This is a genomic window from Rhizobium sp. Leaf321, from assembly GCF_001423215.1.
Taxonomy (GTDB): Bacteria; Pseudomonadota; Alphaproteobacteria; order Rhizobiales; family Rhizobiaceae; genus Neorhizobium; species Neorhizobium soli.
This window is the reverse complement of the sequence record NZ_LMOF01000007.1, coordinates 735,396-756,726: the sequence shown is the minus strand read 5'-3', so window position 1 is coordinate 756,726 and position 21,331 is coordinate 735,396. Positions and strand designations below refer to the sequence as shown.

General features: G+C 60.6%; 17 protein-coding genes. 6 read left to right on the top strand and 11 right to left on the bottom strand.

The window, feature by feature from the left end; translation table 11 throughout:
• Nucleotides 1–12 precede the first annotated feature (12 nt).
• Nucleotides 13–1,269, bottom strand: a complete 1,257-nt coding sequence (locus ASF70_RS16475; protein WP_062581167.1) for an AGE family epimerase/isomerase — start codon at nt 1,267–1,269, stop codon at nt 13–15.
• Between the two features lie 160 nt (nt 1,270–1,429).
• Here ASF70_RS16475 and metH point away from each other — a divergent pair, with 160 nt between their 5' ends.
• The gene (gene metH / locus ASF70_RS16470) at nt 1,430–5,200 is read left to right on the top strand and encodes a methionine synthase (RefSeq protein WP_062581165.1); all 3,771 of its coding nucleotides are present in this window, start codon (nt 1,430–1,432) and stop codon (nt 5,198–5,200) included.
• 95 nt (nt 5,201–5,295) lie between these two features.
• Here metH and ASF70_RS16465 read toward each other — a convergent pair whose 3' ends face one another.
• The 5 genes from ASF70_RS16465 to ASF70_RS16445 form a co-directional block, all read right to left on the bottom strand.
• Nucleotides 5,296–6,645: an MFS transporter gene (locus ASF70_RS16465; protein WP_062581162.1), complete on the bottom strand. Its 1,350-nt coding sequence runs from the start codon at nt 6,643–6,645 to the stop codon at nt 5,296–5,298.
• A 170-nt stretch (nt 6,646–6,815) separates the two neighbouring features.
• On the bottom strand, nt 6,816–7,877 hold the full coding sequence (locus tag ASF70_RS16460; RefSeq protein WP_062581160.1) for an ABC transporter ATP-binding protein: 1,062 nt from the start codon (nt 7,875–7,877) through the stop codon (nt 6,816–6,818).
• Nucleotides 7,878–7,904: 27 nt separating this feature from the next.
• On the bottom strand, nt 7,905–8,693 hold the full coding sequence (locus ASF70_RS16455) for an ABC transporter permease (protein ID WP_062581461.1): 789 nt from the start codon (nt 8,691–8,693) through the stop codon (nt 7,905–7,907).
• 11 nt (nt 8,694–8,704) lie between these two features.
• Complete coding sequence (locus ASF70_RS16450; RefSeq protein ID WP_062581158.1) at nt 8,705–9,580, bottom strand: ABC transporter permease subunit; 876 nt, start codon at nt 9,578–9,580, stop codon at nt 8,705–8,707.
• A gap of 80 nt (nt 9,581–9,660) precedes the next feature.
• Nucleotides 9,661–10,764: an ABC transporter substrate-binding protein gene (locus tag ASF70_RS16445; RefSeq protein WP_062581155.1), complete on the bottom strand. Its 1,104-nt coding sequence runs from the start codon at nt 10,762–10,764 to the stop codon at nt 9,661–9,663.
• A gap of 667 nt (nt 10,765–11,431) precedes the next feature.
• On the opposite strand from ASF70_RS16445, the gene ASF70_RS16440 reads away from it, so the two are divergent.
• Both ASF70_RS16440 and ASF70_RS16435 read left to right on the top strand, forming a co-directional pair.
• Complete coding sequence (locus ASF70_RS16440) at nt 11,432–12,931, top strand: amino acid permease (protein ID WP_062456074.1); 1,500 nt, start codon at nt 11,432–11,434, stop codon at nt 12,929–12,931.
• A 215-nt stretch (nt 12,932–13,146) separates the two neighbouring features.
• Complete coding sequence (locus ASF70_RS16435) at nt 13,147–13,863, top strand: ParA family protein (protein ID WP_062456077.1); 717 nt, start codon at nt 13,147–13,149, stop codon at nt 13,861–13,863.
• 78 nt (nt 13,864–13,941) lie between these two features.
• Here the strand turns inward: ASF70_RS16435 and ASF70_RS16430 are convergent, their stop codons facing one another.
• Nucleotides 13,942–15,363 carry a L,D-transpeptidase gene (locus tag ASF70_RS16430; protein ID WP_062581154.1) on the bottom strand — a complete coding sequence of 474 codons (1,422 nt, stop codon included), beginning with the start codon at nt 15,361–15,363 and terminating at the stop codon, nt 13,942–13,944.
• A 183-nt stretch (nt 15,364–15,546) separates the two neighbouring features.
• On the opposite strand from ASF70_RS16430, the gene ASF70_RS16425 reads away from it, so the two are divergent.
• The 3 genes from ASF70_RS16425 (at nt 15,547) to ASF70_RS16415 (ending at nt 17,217) form a co-directional block, all read left to right on the top strand.
• Nucleotides 15,547–16,383, top strand: a complete 837-nt coding sequence (locus ASF70_RS16425) for a DUF4432 family protein (RefSeq protein ID WP_062581150.1) — start codon at nt 15,547–15,549, stop codon at nt 16,381–16,383.
• A 74-nt stretch (nt 16,384–16,457) separates the two neighbouring features.
• On the top strand, nt 16,458–16,796 hold the full coding sequence (locus ASF70_RS16420; protein WP_062581148.1) for a TIGR01244 family sulfur transferase: 339 nt from the start codon (nt 16,458–16,460) through the stop codon (nt 16,794–16,796).
• 79 nt (nt 16,797–16,875) lie between these two features.
• Nucleotides 16,876–17,217 carry a RidA family protein gene (locus tag ASF70_RS16415; RefSeq protein WP_062581144.1) on the top strand — a complete coding sequence of 114 codons (342 nt, stop codon included), beginning with the start codon at nt 16,876–16,878 and terminating at the stop codon, nt 17,215–17,217.
• Nucleotides 17,218–17,293: 76 nt separating this feature from the next.
• On the opposite strand, the gene ASF70_RS24775 is transcribed toward ASF70_RS16415, so the two are convergent.
• From ASF70_RS24775 to ASF70_RS16400, 4 genes are all read right to left on the bottom strand, one after another.
• Nucleotides 17,294–17,416 carry a hypothetical protein gene (locus ASF70_RS24775; RefSeq protein WP_256413794.1) on the bottom strand — a complete coding sequence of 41 codons (123 nt, stop codon included), beginning with the start codon at nt 17,414–17,416 and terminating at the stop codon, nt 17,294–17,296.
• A gap of 61 nt (nt 17,417–17,477) precedes the next feature.
• Nucleotides 17,478–19,127, bottom strand: a complete 1,650-nt coding sequence (locus ASF70_RS16410) for a thiamine pyrophosphate-binding protein (RefSeq protein ID WP_062581142.1) — start codon at nt 19,125–19,127, stop codon at nt 17,478–17,480.
• Nucleotides 19,124–20,323 carry a CaiB/BaiF CoA-transferase family protein gene (locus ASF70_RS16405; protein ID WP_062581140.1) on the bottom strand — a complete coding sequence of 400 codons (1,200 nt, stop codon included), beginning with the start codon at nt 20,321–20,323 and terminating at the stop codon, nt 19,124–19,126. Before ASF70_RS16405 ends, ASF70_RS16410 begins: the two co-directional genes overlap by 4 nt.
• Nucleotide 20,324: 1 nt before the next feature.
• Nucleotides 20,325–21,290, bottom strand: coding sequence for a DMT family transporter (locus tag ASF70_RS16400; RefSeq protein WP_062581137.1), 966 nt, complete (start codon nt 21,288–21,290; stop codon nt 20,325–20,327).
• Between the last annotated feature and the right edge of the window lie 41 nt (nt 21,291–21,331).

Below are 21,331 nucleotides of genomic sequence, written 5' to 3'. Positions count from 1 at the left end.
CGGAACCGGCCGTCAGATCCGGCCGTCCGCCTCCACGATCATCTTCGTCAGGCTGCCATCCGCGGGAAACAGCGGGATGAGGCATGCCTGCAGCGCGTGATAGATGTCGCCCTTGCCGGGAAACAGGGTGTGAGCCGGGACCAGATCTTCCGTGAGTTCCTCGTGCCAGCCGCCGTTCTTGTGGTCGACGAACTTGTTGGCGATGGTGCCCCAGATCAGCCTGTAGCTGTCTTCGTAGAAGCTGTCGGCCGGCAGATGCTGGTTGATGAAGTGGGCAGCAGCTGCGCCCTCGCACATCGGCCACCAGAGCTTGTTGGTCTTGGCGGGCTTGTCGTCCCAATCCAGCGTGTAGAAGAAGCCGCCTTTTTCCTTGTCCCAGCCGAGTGACATGGCCTGCACGAACAGGTTCTTTGCCGCATCCGGCATCCAGGCGTGCTTCTTGTCGCCGAGCGTCCACAGTTGCAGCGTCAGGCGGGCCCATTCAAGCCAGTGGCCAGGTGTCGTGCCGGCCGGGCGGAACATCTCGTCTTTGTGGTAGTAATCCTTGTCGATCTGCCAGTCGGTATCGAAATGCTCGGCGACGCGGAAGCCGACGCTACCGGCAAGGCGCCGGATCACGAGGTCCGCAATGCTTTCGGCCTTGTCCAGATAATGCCGTTCGCCGGTTGCCTCAAAGGCCGCCATCAGCGCTTCGGTCAGGTGCATGTTCGAGTTCTGGCCACGATAGCTGCCACCGTCGATCGGCGACCAGTCGGCCGCGAATTCTTCGGCGATGGCGCCGTGTTCGCGATCCCAGAACCGCGTTTCCAGCACGTCGGTAACGTCGGCGAGCATCGCGTCGGCCAGCGGATGGCCGACGACCTTGGCGGAGGAGGCGGCGAGAAGCACGAAAGCGTGGCCGTAACCCTGCTTGTTGCTGTCGGCCGGGCCATCGTCGTTCATCGACCAGGCATAGCCACCGTTTTGTTGGTCGCGGTGACCGTTCCAGAGAAAATTCATGCCGTGGTCGACCAGGTCGCCCGTACCCGGACGTCCCAAGAGATAGCCGATAGAATAGCAGTGCACCATGCGGGCGGACGCGTGAATGCCGCGAACGGGATTGTCGCCGGGGAGCGGGTTGCCGGTAGGGTCGAGATCGAAGAAGCCGCCCTTGGGGTTGATGGCCCTGTGCTGGAAGAAATCGAACAGGCCGTCAGCCTGTTGCAGCAGCCAGCGCCGGTGGTAGGGCAGATCGCTCCAGAATTTCGATACCTGGCCCGCGTCGCTCATGCTTCTCTCCCTTTTGCATTCTGCTTCAAGGCTATACCGTCAGGAGTATGGCCTGTCATCGACAATTCGTTTATTACTCACGGCACGACGGCTGGACATCATATAAACGCATCTTTATATGATTATGAATACCGTTTGATGCTGTTCAGGAGTGTGTCCCTTGTTTGATGAACTCTTCGGTCCCGAAGGCGATCGCCGCGACGGTGCGGAAATCCTTGCAGCTCTAAAGGCGGCCGCACGCGAACGAATTCTCGTGATAGATGGCGCCATGGGCACCCAGATCCAGGGGCTCGGCTTCAACGAAGAGCATTTTCGTGGCGAACGCTTCATCGGTTGCGCCTGTCACCAGCAGGGCAACAACGACCTTCTGATTCTCTCGCAGCCCCAGGCGATCGAGGATATCCACTATCGTTACGCCAAGGCCGGCGCCGATATTCTCGAGACCAACACGTTTTCCTCCACCCGTATCGCCCAGGCGGATTACGAGATGGAAGGCGCTGTCTACGATCTCAACCGCGACGGGGCACGCCTTGCCCGCCGGGCCGCGATCCGCGCCGAAAAGGAAGACGGCCGCCGCCGTTTCGTGGCCGGCGCCATCGGGCCGACCAACCGGACGGCCTCGATTTCTCCCGATGTCAACAATCCGGGCTACCGCGCCGTCTCCTTCGACGACCTGCGGATTGCCTATGGCGAGCAGATCGACGGTCTTATCGACGGCGGTGCAGATATCATTCTGATCGAAACGATCTTCGACACGCTCAACGCCAAGGCTGCGATCTTTGCCTGCGAGGAGCGCTTCGAGGCGAAGGGTATTCGCCTGCCGGTGATGATATCGGGCACGATCACCGACCTTTCCGGACGCACGCTGTCCGGCCAGACGCCGTCTGCGTTCTGGAACTCTGTGCGCCATTCGAACCCGTTCACAATCGGTCTCAACTGCGCGCTTGGCGCAGATGCCATGCGTCCGCACCTGCAGGAATTGTCGGGCGTTTCCGACACCTTCATCTGCGCCTATCCGAATGCCGGCCTGCCCAACGAGTTTGGTCAGTATGACGAGACGCCTGAAATGATGGCGAAGCAGGTCGAGGGATTTGCCCGCGAAGGTCTCGTCAACGTCGTCGGCGGCTGCTGCGGCTCGACGCCGGAGCATATTCGCGCGATCGCCGAGGCTGTCTCCAAGTACAAGCCGCGCCAGATCCCGGAGCATTCGCCGTTCATGTCGCTGTCGGGCCTCGAGCCCTTCACACTGACAAAAGACATCCCGTTCGTGAATGTCGGCGAACGCACCAACGTCACCGGTTCGGCCAAATTCCGCAAGCTGATCACCGCCGGCGATTATGCGGCAGCGCTGGTCGTTGCCCGCGACCAGGTCGAGAACGGCGCGCAGGTCATCGACATCAACATGGACGAGGGCCTGATCGACTCAGGTCAGGCGATGATCGAGTTTCTCAACCTGATCGCCGCCGAGCCGGATATCGCGCGCGTTCCAGTCATGATCGACAGCTCTAAGTTCGAGATCATCGAAGGCGGACTGAAATGCGTTCAGGGCAAACCGATCGTCAACTCGATCTCGCTGAAGGAAGGCGAGGAAAAGTTTCTGGGGCAGGCCAAGCTGATTCGCAATTACGGCGCAGCTGTCGTTGTCATGGCGTTCGACGAGACCGGCCAGGCGGATACCTATGACCGCAAGGTCGAGATCTGCAGCCGCGCCTACAAGATCCTGACCGAGCAGGCAGGCTTTCCGCCCGAGGATATCATCTTCGATCCGAACGTGTTTGCGGTGGCGACCGGGATCGAGGAACACAACAATTACGGCGTCGATTTCATCGAGGCGACGCGGACGATCCGCGAGCGCATGCCGCTTGTGCATATTTCCGGCGGCGTTTCGAACCTGTCCTTCTCGTTCCGCGGCAACGAGCCGGTGCGCGAGGCGATGCATGCTGTGTTCCTGTACCACGCCATCCAGGCGGGCATGGACATGGGCATCGTCAATGCCGGCCAGCTGGCGATCTACGAGAACATCGATCCGGAACTGCGCGAAGCCTGCGAGGACGTGGTGCTGAACCGCCGCGCCGACGGGACCGAGCGGCTTCTGGAAGTGGCCGAAAAATATCGCGGCGGCCCCGGCAAGGAAGCAAGGGTGCAGGATCTGGCCTGGCGCGAACGCTCGGTCGAAGAGCGGCTGTCGCATGCTCTGGTCAACGGTATCACCGAATTTATCGATGCCGATACGGAAGAGGCCCGGCTGCAAGCTGCGCGGCCGCTGCATGTCATCGAGGGGCCGCTGATGGCCGGCATGAATGTGGTCGGCGATCTGTTCGGCTCGGGCAAAATGTTCCTGCCGCAGGTGGTGAAATCCGCCCGCGTGATGAAACAGGCGGTTGCGGTGCTGTTGCCTTACATGGAAGAGGAAAAGCGCCTCAACGGCGGCGACCAGCGCAAGACTGCCGGCAAGATCCTGATGGCGACCGTCAAGGGCGACGTCCACGATATCGGCAAGAACATCGTCGGCGTCGTGCTCGCCTGCAACAATTACGAGATCGTCGATCTCGGCGTGATGGTGCCGGCGACGAAGATCCTCGAAACGGCAATTGCCGAGCAGGTCGATATCATTGGCCTGTCTGGCCTGATCACGCCGTCGCTCGATGAAATGGTGCATGTGGCAGCCGAAATGGAGCGGCAAGGCTTCAATGTTCCGCTGCTGATCGGCGGCGCGACCACCAGCCGGGTTCATACAGCCGTCAAGATCCATCCGCGCTATGAGCGGGGCCAGGCCGTCTATGTCACGGATGCCTCGCGCGCCGTCGGCGTCGTCTCGGCGCTTTTGTCGCCGGACGCCAAGGATGGCTATGTCGAGACGATCCGCGGTGAATATGCCAAGGTTGCAGCGGCGCATGCCCGTTCGGAAGCGGACAAGAAGCGGCTGCCGATCGAGCGTGCCCGCGCCAATGCCGAGACGGTCGACTGGACATCCTACGATCCGAAGCCACCGCAGTTCTTCGGCACGAAAGTGTTCGAAGGCTATGATCTGGCGGAACTCGCGACCTATATCGACTGGACGCCGTTTTTCCAGACCTGGGAACTGAAGGGCCGCTATCCGGCCATTCTCGAAGACGAGAAGCAGGGCGAGGCCGCGCGTCATCTGTTTGCGGATGCGCAGGCGATGCTGGAGAAAATCATTGCGGAGAAGTGGTTCCGGCCCCAGGCGGTGATCGGCTTCTGGCCGGCCAACGCTGTCGGCGACGACATCAAGCTGTATACCGACGAGACGCGCAGCACGGAGCTCGAGACGCTGTTCACGCTGCGCCAGCAGCTTTCCAAGCGTGACGGCCGGCCGAACGTGGCGCTATCGGATTTCGTGGCGCCGGTTTCGAGCGGCAAGGCCGATTATGTCGGCGGCTTCGTGGTCACGGCTGGTATCGAGGAAGTGGCGATTGCGGAACGGTTCGAGCGGGCCAACGACGATTATTCGTCGATCCTGGTCAAGGCTCTCGCCGACCGGTTTGCGGAAGCGTTTGCCGAACGCATGCACCAGCGCGTGCGCCAGGAGTACTGGGGCTACGCGCCGGATGAGACGCTCACGAGCGACGAGTTGATCCACGAGCAGTATGCGGGCATCCGTCCGGCGCCCGGCTATCCGGCGCAACCCGACCATACGGAAAAGGAAACGCTGTTCAGGCTGCTCGACGCCACCAAGGCGACAGGTGTGACGCTGACCGAAAGCTATGCGATGTGGCCGGGATCATCCGTCTCTGGCTTCTATATCGGCCATCCCGCCAGCTACTATTTCGGCGTCGCCAAGGTGGAGCGGGACCAGGTCGAGGATTACGCGTCGCGCAAGGGCATGGCGATCGAAGAGGTCGAACGCTGGCTCGGGCCTGTGCTCAACTATATCCCGACCAATGTGGCGGCGGTGGAAGACGCCGCATAGGCGGTCTGCCGCCATGTTCACAGATTGAATCAAGAAGCCGGCAAGTTGAATCACTTGCTGGCTTTTTCTGTTTGATATTGCTCGCTTTTAAGCGATCAGGATTTTCCCAATCGTGTCGTCAATTCCTCGATGCCTGCGTCGGATTCGACCGTCTCGCCGTAAAAGCTCAGGTAGATGCCGACGCCAGTGGTCAACGCTGCGATAAAGAGAAGATACCAGGCATGCGCCATCGGGTTGATGGCCAGTGCCGTCGTGACGGCGATCGGCGTCATTCCTCCGAAGATGGCGTAGGAGACGTTGTATGAAAACGAGAGACCGGTGAAGCGGACGCGCGCCGGAAAGGCGCGCACCATCACGTAAGGCACGGCGCCGACCATGCCGACGGCAAGGCCCATGACGGCATAGAGCACGAAGACGGTGGTGATCGAGGTGCTGGCCAGGCTGTAGAATGCCCAGGTCGCCGCGCCGAAGACGATCCCGGCGATCGTGAAGAAGCGGCCGGAACCGATGCGGTCGACGATCGCGCCTGCGGCAGAGGTCGAGACAATAAGGAACAGCGTCCCGAAGCTCGTGGCGGCCAGCGACTGCTGGGCCGTGTAGCCGTAGATCTTCTGGAGAAGTGTCGCAGTCATCAGCGTCGTGACGACGATCGAGGCCGACAGGATCCAGGTTAGAATGATGGAGATGATGACGCCGCGCAGGTGATCGCGCAGGACGGTCTTTAGCGGCATTTCCGGCGCCAGAGCCCGACTTGCCTTCATCTCTGCAAAAATCGGCGTCTCCTGGAGCCAGCGACGCATCCAGACCGACAGCAGGCCGAAGATGCCGCCGAGAAAGAAGGGAATACGCCATGCGCCGGCAGCAATCGCATCGGGCGTGAAAACCGTGTTGATGACGGTTGCGATCGAAGAGCCGAGCAGGATGCCGAGCGAGAGGCCCGACGCGAGGAACCCGCAGGCAAAGCCGACGCGGCGGAAGGGCACGTGTTCGGCAACGAATGTCCAGGCACCCGGGACCTCGCCGCCGATCGCGGCGCCCTGGAGGATGCGCATCGTGACGAGCAGGATCGGTGCGAAGACGCCGATCGTCGCGTAGGTGGGCATGACCGCCATGCCGAGCGTCGATAACGACATCAGCAGGATCGAGAAGGCGAATACCTTCTTGCGTCCAAACGTGTCACCGAAATGGGCCAACACGACCCCGCCGATCGGTCGGACCAGATAGCCGGCTGCGAAAATTCCGAAGGTCTGAATGAGGACTAGCCAGTCCGGCATGTCGGGCGGGAAGAACAGCTTGCCGATCACCGTCGCGAAGAACACGAAGATGATGAAATCGTAGAACTCCAGGGCACCCCCGAGCGCGGCAAGACCAAGGGTCCGAAAATCCTGGGAGGTCAGCTTGCGCGGGGTGGCCACAGGCGCGGACGAGGAGAGACTGGAGGACATGAGATACAACTGAAATGCTGGAATGAGCTTCCGGAGCGGAAGAGACCTGTGCGCAATGCGCCATGGGGACCCGCATTTCAAGGCAAAAGGGTCCTGGCGACGGTCATCGCTGGTAGGGACGATGCAGTTTGGCAACAGCAGCGGTCACACAGGATATCGTAACGCTGCGCCTATTCCTTGACGACGAGCAGGTCGCTTGCGGCAAAACGCAGGGTCACTGTTTCGCCGGGCTGCGGCAGCACCTTGTCCGGCGCGTTGAACATGTCGAACGAGATCTGGTTGCCGCCCGCGGTGAACCTGGTGCGCACGACGGAGCCAAGGAAATGCGTCGAGACAACGGTGCCGGTCAAAGCCGTATCGCCCGTGGCGCTCTCGGAAAGCGAACCAGCTTCGGGACGCAGCGCGATCGAAACGGTGTCGCCCTGGTTCAAGGCGCCGATCGGTTCGCGCAGCCTGATGAGGTTGTCGCCGATGCGGATGGTGTTGGCGGCTGGATCGGCGACGATCGCATCGATGATGTTGAGCGTGCCGACGAACGAGGCGACGAAGCGGGTGGCGGGGCGGTTGTAGATCTCCGAGGGTGTGCCGATCTGATCAGCGCGACCGGCGTTCATGACGACGATCCGATCCGAGATGGACAGCGCTTCCTCCTGATCGTGGGTGACGAACACCGTGGTGATGCCGAGCTTCCTCTGGATCTGACGGATTTCCTCACGCAGCGATACGCGGATCTTTGCATCGAGCGCAGACAACGGTTCGTCGAGCAGCAGGACCTGCGGTTTCGGCGCAAGCGCCCGGGCGAGCGCGACGCGTTGCTGCTGGCCGCCGGACATCTGGTACGGGTAACGATCGGCCAAGTGCTCGAGGCCGATCAGCTTCAGCATTTCCTTCACGCGGGCGTCGATATCGGCCTTCGACATGCCGGCGACCTTGAGGCCGAAAGCGACGTTGTCGAAGACGTTCATGTTCGGAAACAGCGCATAGGCCTGGAACACCATGCCGATATTGCGCTGGCTGGTTTTCAGGCCCGACTGGTTGCGGCCGTTGATGACGATCGTGCCGTCGCTGGGGTTCTCGAACCCGGCGATCATCCTCAGAACCGTGGTCTTGCCGCAACCGGACGGTCCGAGGAAGGAGACGAATTCCCCTTTCTCAATCGCCATATGGAAGTCCTTGACGACCTGCGTCTGGCCGAAGCTTTTCTTGATACCGTCGAGAACGAGAAACGACATGAGGTGAAAATCCTTGAGGCACAGTCCCTAAGCCCGGGAGGGTGCCATCTTGCTGAAACGGGAAACGAGCTGGAGCAGGCCCATCGAAAGCCAGGTGATTGCAAAGGCGATCACGGCGAGCGCCGAAGGCTCATAGGCCTTGTTTGCGCCCACGAGCTGGAGATAGGGACCGAATGCGGGTCGGTTGAGAAGGGCGGCCATGGTGAATTCGCCCATCACGATCGCGAAGGTGATGAAGGCACCCGACAGCACGCCCGACATCACGTTCGGGAAGATGCAGCGAAACAGGATCGTCGGCCATTTGGCGCCGAGGATTTCCGCCGCTTCCGTGAGGGTTCGAACGTCGATGGTGCGCATCGCCGTATCGACTGAACGATACATGTAGGGCAGCGACAGGGTGATGTAGGACATGACAAGAAGCACGTTGGTGCCGAAGGTCGAGCCGGTGAACGGGATGTAAGACGACGAATTGTAGAGCCTGAGATAGCCGAAGACGATGACGATCGCCGGGATGACCAGCGGCATCAACGTGATGAACTCCATCACCGGACGCATCTGCGGGACGCGTAGCCTAACCCAGTAGGCCGTCGGCACGATGAGCAGCATGCCGAAGATGATGGTGAGCAGCGCCATCAGCATGGAGAAGCCGAAGGTCGCGCGGAAGGCTGCATCCGAGAAGACCGAGTCGTAGGCATCGAACGAGTATTCGCCGCGCCGCATGCGCAGCGAGAATTCGAACGTGCCGAGCAGCGGCACGAAAAAGTAGATGACGCCGATGGCTATGGCGAGCCAGGCGAAGAACTTGGTCATCTTCATCTCGCGCATCCTCACTTCTGCCAGCGTTCGGCGCGCATGCGCAGCCAGATGTACAAGACGTTGGACACGCCGGTGATGACGATCATGCCGAGTGCCAGCGCATAGCCGAGGTTCGGATTGTGCAGAACGTCGCCGCGGATCTGCGCATAGAGCAGGATCGGCACGATATTGAGCGAGGAGCCGGTCAGCGCATAGGCCGTCGCGATCGCGCCGAAGGCGTTGGCGAAGAGAAGCAGGCTGGTGCCGAGGAGGCTTGGCCACAGGATCGGCATCGCCACCATGCGCCAATATTGCCAGGTGGATGCGCCGAGGATCTCGGAGGCTTCACGCCACTCCTTCTTCAGACCGTCGAGTGCCGGGGTCAGGATCAGCACCATCAGCGGGATCTGGAAGAACATATAGGTGAGGGTCAAGCCCACGAAGGAGAGGAGATTGAAGCCGGTCGAATAGAGATTGAAGCCGAACCAGTCGCGCATGAAGACGGTCACGAGGCCTGTGCGGCCGAGCGTGGCGATAAAGGCGAAGGCGAGGGGCACGCCGGCAAAGTTCGAGGCGACACCGGAGAAAGTGAGGAGGCTCGATCGGATCCAGGACGGCAGGCCACCAAGAACGATTGCCCAAGCGAGCGCAAAGCCGATGATCGCGCCACCGAGCGATGAGGCGAAGGAGACCTTGATCGAGATCCAGTAGGCCGAAAGGATTGTCGGCGTGAACAGGTCTGCGATATTCTTGAAGGTTAACGTTCCCTCGGGCGTGAAGAAGGCGCCGACGACGAGATAGAAGGTCGGGACGATCAGAAACATCAACGCGAAGATCATGAACGGCGCGACGCCGAGCCAATCGACGACGGTACGGCGGTCGATGAAGGACGATGATGCGGTGGACATGAATCCGGTGTTTCTGTCGGAGGAGGAAAAAGGCCTCCCCGCGCCCATAAAAGCGGAGCGGGAAGGCCGTCTAGGCTAGATTACTTGACGTTGGCGCCGACCACGGAATCCCATTTCGTGGTGATCGCAGTCTTGCCGGCAGCCTGCTCTTCGAGTGTCGGGAATACGGCCTTTTCATAGGACGCAGCCGGCGGCAGGGCGTCGAGCAGTGCCTTCGGGATCTTGTTGTTCTTGGCAAGATCGTTGAAACGGATCGGGTGGCAATAGCCCTTCAGCCAACCGAGCTGGCCTTCGTCGGAATAGAGGTATTCCATCCACAGCTTGGCAGCGTTCGGATGCGGTGCGAAAGCGGAGATCGCCTGCACGTAGACGCCCGCGACGACGCCCGACTGCGGAACGACGACTTCATAAGGCGGGTTGCCCTTCAGGCTTTCGCCCCAGGACAGAGCGTTGTAGTCCCAGGCGATGATGATCGGGGTGGAGCCCTGTGCGAACGGGGCAGCCTTGCCGATGACGGGAACGAAGTTGCCGGCCTTGTTGAGTTCTGCGAAGAACTTCAGGCCTTCTTCGCCAGCCTTGGCGGCATCGCCCTTAGCGGCGGAGAGACCGGCAGCATAGACGCCCTGGACAGCCTGGTTGGCAGAGCGCGGGTCGCCGGCGAGTGCGACGGCGTTCGCGTAGTCGGACTTCAGAAGATCCTTCCAGTCCTTCGGCGATTCCTTGACGAGATCCTTGTTCACCATGAACGCGAGAACGCCGTAATAGTCGCCGTACCAATAGCCTTCAGCATCCTTGGCTTCGGCCGGGATCGAGTCCCAGGTGGAAACCTTGTAAGGCTGGATCAGGCCTTCGGCCTTGGCGGACGGGCCGAAGGACAGACCAACGTCGATCACGTCAGGAGCCTGCGGGCCCTTGTTGCCCTTGTTGGCCTTGATGGCTTCGATTTCGTCGCCCGAGCTCGCGTCCGGGTTCAGTTCGTTGACTTCGATTCCGTACTTTGCCTTGAAGCCGGCGATCACGTCGCCGTAGCCGCACCAGCTGTGGGGCAGGGCGATGGTGGTCAGCGCGCCTTCCTTCTTGGCGGCGGCGATCAGTTCCGCGCTCGGCTCGGCTGCTGCAAGGCTGGTGGAAGCGATGAGGACTGCTGTCGTCAGAGACAGCAGACGATGGGCGTTCTTGAGCACGGGTGTCCTCCTGGGGTTGAGCGTCTCGGCGCGACTCGTAGAGCCATTGTGTGTATCGTATGTGACAGCGCGCATTCCAAGCGCATGCTAGAAATCAGGCCTGTATTTCAGGAATTTAGAAGATATCCCTCACCAATTGAATCCGTTTGTCCGGAGGGAACTGCGCTCGGACACGGCAATCGTGTTTGCCCTGTCATCACTGGTCAATCCTGCCGGTCATACGAAAGCCGTTCCCTCCGGTCTGCGCCGGTTTGTGACAGGATTAACATTCGTTTCCCGGACCGAGTCAACGGGGCCTATGGAGGAGATCTGAAATTACCGTTGACGACGCGGCGGAAGTGAAGAATTCTCGTCGTGGTTAATGCGTGTTCATACTTCACGGAATCGCTTCAAGACCGATGTCGGCGTGATCAAAGGACAGTCATCGCGTCCGGCACTGACTTCACGACCTAGACTATGAACGAGTTTATTCGAAACGAAGCCGCCTACGGTCGAGGCAGGCTTTCGACGGGCCGGTGTGGGAACTCTCCAGCCGGTTTACTGAAAGACCAGGGGAACAGCCAGAGCTGCGGGATACCGACACCGACAAAAGCGGGCGGATCCGGAATGGACGGGGACGGCGGGCCGGACGGCCTCGCTGCCTATTTCTTTGATCAGGAGAGAAGGCATGGAAAGTTCATCAGCGGGCGTCAGCTACAAGAAGGCGGATGCTGCCTATTTCGAAAAGCGCGGGCTTTCGCGCTATGCAGGGGTCTGGTCGCTTTGGGCGCTCGGCGTCGGCGCCGTTATCTCAGGGCATTTCTCGGGCTGGAATTTCGGTTTCGCGACCGGCGGATGGGGAGGGATGCTGGTTGCCGGCATCATCATCGCCGTCATGTATCTCGGCCTGACGTTCTCGATCGCCGAGATGAGCCCGGCGCTGCCGCACACGGGTGCTGCCTATTCCTTTGCGCGAACGGCGATGGGACCCTGGGGCGGCTTCATTACAGGGCTCTGCGAGAACGTCGAATACGTGCTCACGCCCGCCGTCATCGTTACCTTCATTACGGCCTATGTGAATTCGATCCTCGGCCTCGATCCCGTCTACTCGCCGATCCTGTGGATCCTGTTCTACATCATCTTCCTAGCGCTCAACGTGTTCGGCCTCGAACTGTCGTTCAAGGTGACGCTGGTCATCACGATCGTTTCGCTGGCGGTGCTGGTGTTCTTCTGGGTCAGCGCCATCCCCAACATGGACTTTTCCCGCTGGGCGCTGAACATCGGCGTCGGACCTGATGGTGCAGCGATCGAACTGCCTGAAGGCAATGGCGACTGGTTCCCGTTCGGGATCACAGGCGTGCTTGCAACGCTTCCCTTCGCGGTCTGGCTGTTCCTTGCCATCGAACAGTTGCCGCTGGCGGCAGAAGAATCGGTCGATCCGAAGCGTGACATGCCGAAGGGCATCATCCTCGGCATGATGACGCTGATGCTGTCGGCCTTCATGATTGTGCTCCTCAATCCCTCTCTGCCGGGTGTCGGCGCCTTTCATCTGAGTACGGCGCTGGAGCCGCTTCTCGACGGGTTCAAGTCCGTTTATGGCGACGGAGGCGTCGTTATCCTCGGTCTGGTGGCGCTGACGGGTCTGATCGCCAGCTTCCATACGATCCTCTATGCACAGGGTCGCCAGATCTACTCGCTCTCGAGGGCCGGCTATTTCCCGACGGCGCTCTCGGTCACGCATCCGACCTACAAGACGCCCTACGTCGCGATGCTGGCGGGAGCGCTGGTCGGTCTTGCCGTGATGCTGGTCATCTGGTTCTCGCTCGGTGCGGAAGCAGGCGGCAGCGCCATCGGCAGCGTGTTGCTCAACATGGCGGTGTTCGGCGCGATGTTCTCCTACATCATGCAGGCGATCTCGTTCATCATCCTGCGCAAAAAACTGCCCAATATCGAGCGGCCGTTCCGGTCTCCACTGGGCATCCCGGGTGCCGTCCTGACGATCGTCATCGCAGTGGTGACGCTTCTCTATCAGGTTCAGGATCCCAACTTCTTCAAGGGCGTCGTCTGGGTGGTGATCTGGTTTGCAGTCGCGATCGCCTATTTCGCGCTTGTTGGCCGCCATCGTCTGATCCTTTCGCCGGAAGAAGAGTTCGCGATGGAGCACAAGCAGGCGGCGGCGCTGGTCTGATCCCTAGACATCCGTGATCAACACGTGGCCCGCGATCGCTTCGCGGGCCACATTTGCGTTCTCAGCCTTTTTAGGTCGGCATGCTAAAATGTGACAGGCAATATGCGTTAACCCTTAATTTACGTCTCGTTAACCAAGTTCATGAAGAATACGTTAACTGCGCATGAAGCGGCGTGGTGGTGAGCGATGCGGCTCTATTTCATCAAGGACCGAGAATGCCCGTAATTTCATTTGCCAATGCCAAGGGCGGTGCCGGCAAGACGACTGCAGCCCTGCTGCTTGCCACGGAACTCGCCCACCAGGGATTTCGCATCACGATCATCGATGCCGATCCGCAGAAGTGGATCAGCCAGTGGTGCGAGATCTCGGGCCCCGTGCCCAACCTCTCGGTGATTTCAGAAGTCACGACGGCGTCGCTTCCATGCCACCTGCGCGAGATGGCATCTTCGACCGACTACTTCATCATCGATCTTGCCGGCGCGCGAGACGCGCTGGTAACCACTGCAATCGGGCTTTCCAACCACGTCATCATTCCGGTCCAGGGCTCGGCGATGGATGCGAAGGGCGCAGCACAGATCCTCGATCTGCTCGCGCAGATGAAGGACAAGGCCAAGCTCGACATTCCGCATTCCGTCGTCCTTACCCGTGTCACCTCGATGGTGACGACGCGAGCCATGCTGGCGATCAAGGGGTTGCTGGCGGCCAAGGGCGTCAATGTGCTGGAGACGTCGATCGGCGAACGGGTCGCGTTCAAGGAATTGTTCGAGACCGGCGGAACCCTGCACACGCTCGACGCGACAAAGGTCAGCAATGTCGACAAGGCAAAAGACAATGCGCGCAGTTTCGCTCAGGAAGTGATGCGCATGATGCCGGTCCGCGTCGTGCGCTCGATGGGATCGAAACTGTTTCCGTTTCGCCGAAACGCCGCCTGAAGCCAATTCAACGTAGCCATAAAAAAAGCCTCTCCGGTTTGCCGGAGAGGCTTTTTGCGTTGTTAAGTCTGGCAAAACCTACTCGAGGAATTCGACGGTCGTGCCGGGCTTGACCATCTTGGCAAGTTCCGTCGCATCCCAATTGGTGAGGCGCACGCAGCCGTGGCTGTTGGTCTTGCCGATCTTGGAAGGCTCCGGCGTGCCGTGAATGCCGTAGGTGGGTTTCGACAAGGCGATCCAGACCGTGCCCACCGGGCCGTTCGGACCCGGAGGGATCTGCAAGATCTGAGTGTTGTTGCCCTGTGTGAAGTTGATCTTCGGATTGTAGGTGTAGCCCGGATCGAGCGCGATGCGCTGGACCGTATGGTTGCCCGACGGCGATGGCGTATCGCTCGAACCGATCGTGGCCGGATAAGCCGAAATCAGCACACCGTCTTCACCGTAGGCGAAGACCTGCTTGCGATACTTATCGGCAACGATCCGCGTCACCTGTCCGGTCTTCGGCGTGCCGGGGTTGATCACCTTGATCGTCATGCCGGGAATGGTGAAGTCGACATTCGGGTTGAGCGACTTCAGGTAGTTCTCGTCCATGTGGAACTGCTCGGCGAGCTTTTCCGTCACGGACATATAGGACATCGCCGGAAGTGCGGCCTTGTGGGCGTAGTCTTCCGGGATGGACGCAACGTACGGGCCCGCAGCGTCCGCAGCCGTGATCGTGTAGTCGATGATCGGCAAGCCGCCCGAATAGGTCAGGCGCTGCATGATGTCTTCGGAATTGTTCGGATCAAGCGTCTCGCCGGTCATTTCCTGCCAGGCGGCGATCGCCTTGTTGACGTTGTCGCCAAGATGGCCGTCGATCACACCGGGCGAGATGCCCTCGCGGTCAAGAAACACCTGGAGTGCGGCGATCTCGGCCTGCGGCTTCTTGGTGACGGTGATGACCGGTTTGGCATCATGCTGCGGTGCCGGAAGCTGCGAGCCCGCATTCGGGTCGATCGAGGCTTCTTCGGGCTCGGAATAGTTCTCGTCGATGCCGGGAAGTGCATCGTTGGTAAGAGGCTCGCGGGTAATCGAACCGGGGCCGGCAATCGACCCGGTCACGGCACCCGGTTCTTCGCCGGGACGATACTGGCGGTAATCCTGATATCCGCCCTGGTCTTGCGGATACTGATCCTGCGGCTGATAGACGGTGTCGCGACGGTTGCGGTAGCCACTCGGCGCCGGCGGATATTCCGCCTGCTGGGGGCGGTAGGCATCCTGGCGCGTTTCGGTCGCAACGATGTTTCCGCGGCGATCGAGATAGACACGACGGCCCATGCCGTCGCGGCTGATCACGACGTCGCGCGGATCCGGCCTGTAGTCGAGAATGGCGCCGTCAGGTGCGACAAGGGTCGTCTGCTCCTGCGGATACAGATATCCGCTCTGGGCCTGCGCCGACACGGGCCCAAAGGCTGCTGAAACTGCCATAAGGCTGATACTTGCGAGAATGAGACGCTTCACGTTTCCACCGAAAGAAATTATTCCGTCTACGTTAAGCGGGAAACCGCGCACATGGTTCCCGGCTCTCGTATCTGGTGCCATAGACAAGGTAATTTCGACTTTATCGTGAGAAAAGTGAATTCGTTATGAACCGTTGGTTAAATTCGATCACGATCCGGCGAGAGTAGCCGTGAGGGAGGTTTTATGAAAGCGTTTTCAGCAGGAAACGGGCCGAAGCTCACCCTGGACGAGGGATCGGTGCTGGATATCGGCGCGTGTTTCGTCGGCGGCATCGACATTGCGCCAGGCCGTGCGATTCCAGACGACGGCGATCCGCGAATCGATCATTCGCTGGAAGGGTTTCTGTTCACCTGTGGTCCCGACCACATCCGCCATCCCGATATCATTCCGGGTCGCAGCGACGGCGCGAAATTCCCGCTGCACGGCTCCTACTCGTCGCACCCGGCCGAGATCGTGTTCTGGGATATGCAGGAGGATGCCGAATGTCGGGCGCGCATCGCGGTTGCCACCGCCGATGGAGGATCGGCGCTGCTGGAACGCCACTGGCGGATCGATGGAGTGACCGGCGAAGTCTGCCTGTCAGATACGGTGACCAACACCGGCACGAAAGCCATCGCCCGGGTGCATATGTATCACATGAATCTTGGGGCCTGGCTGCTGGATGACAACGTTCGTCTTTCGAGCGCCATGTTCGAGCAAAAAGACATGCCCTGGAATTTCGGGCCCGACCCGGGGAGCGTATTTTGTGTCCCGGCCACAGGGCAGGGCGATCGGTGGGCAGAAGTGGCATTGGGACCAATCGCGGCGCTCGGTGGTCTTACGCTCAGGGTGCGCTTCAGGACAGACACGCTTCCATACCTACAGATGTGGCGCAACCAAAAGGCGCCGGCGCATGTGCTGGGGATCGAGCCCGTCTCGCATCGGCAGGCGAGCCGCAGTGAACTGGAAGCGTCCGGCGAGCTGAAATGGCTTCAACCCGGCGCAAGCGTCGACTACGGCCTGCGCTTCGTGTTTGCGTAAAAGGCCGCTTGGCGATTGACGCTCCCCGGGGTGCATCGTAAAGCTTGCGCCCTATCGAGAATGGAGGCTCTGCCATGGATATCCGCCAGGTCAACGACGAATACTCGGTCTCAGGCCAGATCACGGTCGAAGACCTCGACCAGATCAAGGCGCTCGGCTTCAAGTCCATCGTCTGCAACCGCCCCGACGAGGAAGAGCCCGGCCAGCCGGATTTCGCCGCGATCGAGGCACGCGCGAAGGAGCTCGGTCTCGACATCCGCCATATTCCGGTCGGCCGCATGGGCCTGACACCCGAAGGCGTGACCGAGATGGTCGACGTGCTCGAAGATTTCCCCAAGCCGCTGCTTGGCTATTGCCGCTCGGGCGCACGCTCCACGGCGATCTACGAACAGAGCCTGCGCCTGCGCGGCTGATCGGTTCGAAAGCTTTTCCACGCAAGGGCGCGGTATGCCACGCCCTGCATTTCCGAAGCTCAGCATTCAGGAGCATTTTATGAGCATTCAGCGTATCGAGCCCGGCGCCCGCATGAGCGGCGCCGTCGTCCATGGCAACACCGTCTATCTGGCCGGCCAGGTTGGCGAAGGCGACAGCGTCACCGACCAGTGCAAGGACGCGCTTGCCGAAGTCGATCGTCTGCTGGCTGCTGTCGGTTCCGACAAGTCGAAGATCCTGCAGACCCTGATCTATCTCTCCGACATCGCGGATTTCGCTGAAATGAACGCGGCTTGGGAAGCATGGGTCGATCCGGCCAATACACCGGCCCGCGCTACCAGCGAAGCCAAGCTTGCTGCGCCGAAGTACAAGGTCGAATTCATCGTTACCGCAGCGATCTGATCGGCCGGTTCATACTGACATGAAAAAGGGGGCCGGTGAAAACCGGCCCCCTTTTTGTATCGACGATCCCTTGGGATCACGGCTCGCCCGGCGTCATGCCGATGAAGTAGTAAGCCGCGAGTGCGAGACCGATAAAAAAGATGACGGCGACGAAGGTCGTCATGCCACCCAGTGCTTTGCGTTTTGTGTCATTTGCCATGCGCCATCAACGGCATGGGCGGCGGAATGTTCCGCCGGGTGATTGCGCAGATGCCGCCGTTTCAGTTCCTGTTGCGGATCTGCGTCAGCGTTTTGGCCGGCGTGATCGCTTCCGGATCGAGCCTGACTTCGATGATGGCCGGCTTTCCGCTTTCGCGGGCACGCAGGTAAGCGGGACCGAAATCCTCCGTCTTCTCTACCAGTTCGCCATGCCCGCCGAAGGCTTGCGCATAGGCGACGAAATCCGGATTGATGAGATCCGTTGCCGAGACGCGGCCCGGATATTCCCGTTCCTGATGCATGCGGATCGTGCCGTAGATGCCGTTGTTGACGAGCACTGTGATGATCGGCAATCCGTAGCGGACCGCGGTGATGAATTCCTGGCCGTGCATCATGAAGCAGCCATCGCCAGCAAAGCAGACGACTTCGCGTTCCGGAAACAGCTGCTTGGCGGCAACCGCCGCCGGAAGGCCGTAGCCCATCGATCCTGATGTCGGTGCCGACTGCGTGTTGTACTTCCGGAACCGGTGGTAGCGGTGCACCCAGGTGGCATAGTTGCCGGCACCGTTGGTAAAGATCGCGTCGGTCGGAACGTTTTCCTCGATCCAGGCCATGATCGGTCCCATGTGGACGTCGCCGGGACCGCTTTTCGGAGGAGTCGACCACTTCAGATAGGAATCGTGCATCGACGACTTGCGCTCGGTCCAGAGCGGCAGTGCCGGCGGTTGCAGATCCTTGATGGCCGCGACGAATTCCGCCGGTGCCGCGCAGATCGCCAGATCCGGGCGGTACATCCGGCCAAGCTCTTCCGGATCCGGATAGACGTGGATCAGTGTCTGCTTGGGGTAGGGAATGTCGAGCAGGGTATAGGAGGAGGACGGCATTTCCGACATGCGGGCGCCGATGAGGATCAGGAGATCGCTATCCTTGATCTCATAGGCAAGGGCCGGGTTGATGCCGATGCCGACATCGCCGGCATAGGACGGGTGGAGGTGATCAAACAGCATCTGGCGACGGAAGGAGCAGCCGACCGGCAGCTTGAAGCGGCTGGCGAAATCCTGGAAGTCCGAGACCGTCTTCTCATCCCAGCGGGTGCCGCCGAGGATCACCATCGGCCGCCTTGCATTGCGCAGCATTTCGTCGAAGGTAGCGATCTGGCTCTTGCCGGGATGGCTTTCGACCGGCGTGTAGGGTCGGGCCTGAACCGCCTCGACGGCTTCCGTCAGCATGTCCTCGGGCAGTGTCAGCACGACCGGGCCGGGGCGACCGGAGGTGGCGACGGCAAAGGCGCGGGTGACGAATTCCGGAATGCGGCGGGCATCGTCGATCTCGCCGACCCATTTTGCGAACTCGGTAAAGGCGCGGCGGTATTCGACTTCCTGGAAGGCTTCGCGTTCCTTCATGTCGCGGCCGATCTGGCCGATGAACAGGATCATCGGGATCGAATCCTGCTTGGCGATGTGTAGACCGGCCGACGCGTTGGTGGCGCCGGGGCCGCGGGTGACCATGCAGATGCCGGGTTCGCCGGTCAGACGACCCCAACTATCGGCCATCATCGCCGCGCCGCCTTCCTGGCGGCAGACGAGAACCTCGATACCGCTTTCATAGAGCGCATCGAGCACGGCGAGATAGCTCTCGCCCGGAACGCAGGACACTCTGCTGACCCCGTTTGCCTTCAGTGCCTCGACGATCAGTTCTCCACCCGTTTTCATCGATTGCGTTCCTTCTCGATCATATTCAGTTCGGCAAGAATTTCGGCCGTATGCTCGCCCACGTTCGGGCTTGGCCGGTGATAGGCAAGAGGCGTTTCAGATAGCACGATCGGGCTGCGGACGCCGGGAATGATAGTGCCGTCGGCGGCCTCGAGATCGACCCGCAGACCGCGCGCCTTGACCTGGGGATCCTCGAACATTTCGCCGATCGAATTGATCGGTCCAACAGGCACGGCGTTTTCGCCGCAGGCGGAGAGAAGATCGGCCTTGGTCCACTTGATCGTCTCGGCGATCAAGAGACTGCGGACCTCGATCCTGTGCGCGACGCGCGCCTTGTTGGTGGAAAACCGCTCGTCATCAGCAACGTGTTCGATACCGAGGATACGGCAGAAGCGGCGGAACTGGCCGTCATTGCCAACGGCGAGAATGATGTAGCCGTCCTGGACGTTGATCACCTCATAAGGCGAGATGTTCGGATGGGCGTTGCCGAGGCGGACGGGCGAGATGCCTGAAATCAGGTAGTTCATGTTCTGGTTGGCAAGGACCGCCGACATGACATCGAGCAGCGCCATGTCGATATGCTGGCCTTCGCCTGTTTTCATGACGTGGATCAGCGCGCTCTGGATGGCGGTGACGGAATAGATCCCGGTGAAGATGTCGGCGATGGCGACGCCCGACTTCATCGGCTGGCCGTCCGGTTCGCCCGTGATCGACATGAAGCCGGACATGCCCTGGACGATGTAGTCGTATCCGGCAAGGGTCGCATAGGGCCCGTCCTGGCCGAAGCCGGTAATCGAGCAGTAGACCAGCTTCGGATTGATCGTCTTCAGGCTCGCGTAGTCGAGCCCGTATTTGTTGAGGCCGCCGACCTTGAAGTTCTCGATCAGCACGTCGGATTGTGCGGCGAGGCGGCGGACGATGTCCTGGCCTTCTTCCGTTTTCAGATCGACCGCGATCGATCGCTTTCCCCGGTTGGTCGAATGGTAATAGGCGGCGTAGAGGTTTTCTCCGTTGATGCTTTCGACGAAGGGAGGCCCCCAGGCGCGGGTATCATCGCCGCCGTCAGGGTTTTCGACCTTGACCACATCCGCTCCCATATCGGCCAGCATCTGGCCGGCCCAGGGACCTGCGAGCACGCGGGCCAGTTCGAGAACGCGGATGCCGGCGAGCGGCGGCTTTTTCTTCGGCTCATCCATATCAGGGGCTTACCACTGTGTTTTCGCTGTTGGTGACGGGCTTAAGCGAGGCGGCGCGGCGTTCGCGCCAGATGATGTAGAGGCCTGACCCGATGATGATGGAGATGCCGAGCCATTTGACCGGATCCGGGAAGTCGCCGAACACCAGCCAGCCCAGCAAAGTGGCCGAGACGATCTCGAAATACTGAAGCGGCGCAATGACCGAGGCGGGTGCTGCGCGATAGGCATAGACGGCAAGAAGGCCCGACAGGGCGGCGACCGCGCCGACGCCGATCATCCATGTCGTCGTCGTCAAGTCGGGGATCGAGGGGGCCATGAATTCGATGCCGCCGACATGACCGATGAGGAGGAGGGCACCCGAGATCGGAATTCCCCAGAGCGACATCTGAAACTGCATCGACCATGGGTTTTCGCGGTGCGCGAGCGCTCGCGTCATCAGGGCGAAGACGGCGACGCCGAAGGCGGTGACCACGGGCAGAACCGCGATATAGCCGATTTCCTGAAAGCTTGGGCGGATGACGATCATCGCGCCCAGAAAGCCGACGCCGCAGGCCGTGTAGCGCCGCCAGCCGATGACTTCCTTGAGGAAGATCGACGACATGACGGTGAGGATGATCGGCTCGACGAAGAAGATCGCGACGGCGTCTGCGACTTCCATCACGGCAAGCGTTGCGACAAAGCATATCATCGACAGCGTGATCACGGCTGCGCGGATGGCGTGATAGAAACTGAGTTCCCAGGAGAAATTGCGCCACGACCCGGTCCACAGCACGATCGGCAGCATGCAGAGGCACTGGACGATGAAGCGCACCATCGTGATGAGGGTCGGGGAGGCGTTGTCGGTCGCGAGCTTGGAAAACACGTCGATCAGCGGCGTGATTAGCATGGCAAGCAGCATCAGGCCCATGCCGGCGGAAATGCCGGACGCTTGCAGAGCAGGTCTCGTATGCGCATGCGGTGACGTCATGGCAAAGCTATACCTTCGGCATTCTCCGAGCGCACTTGAGG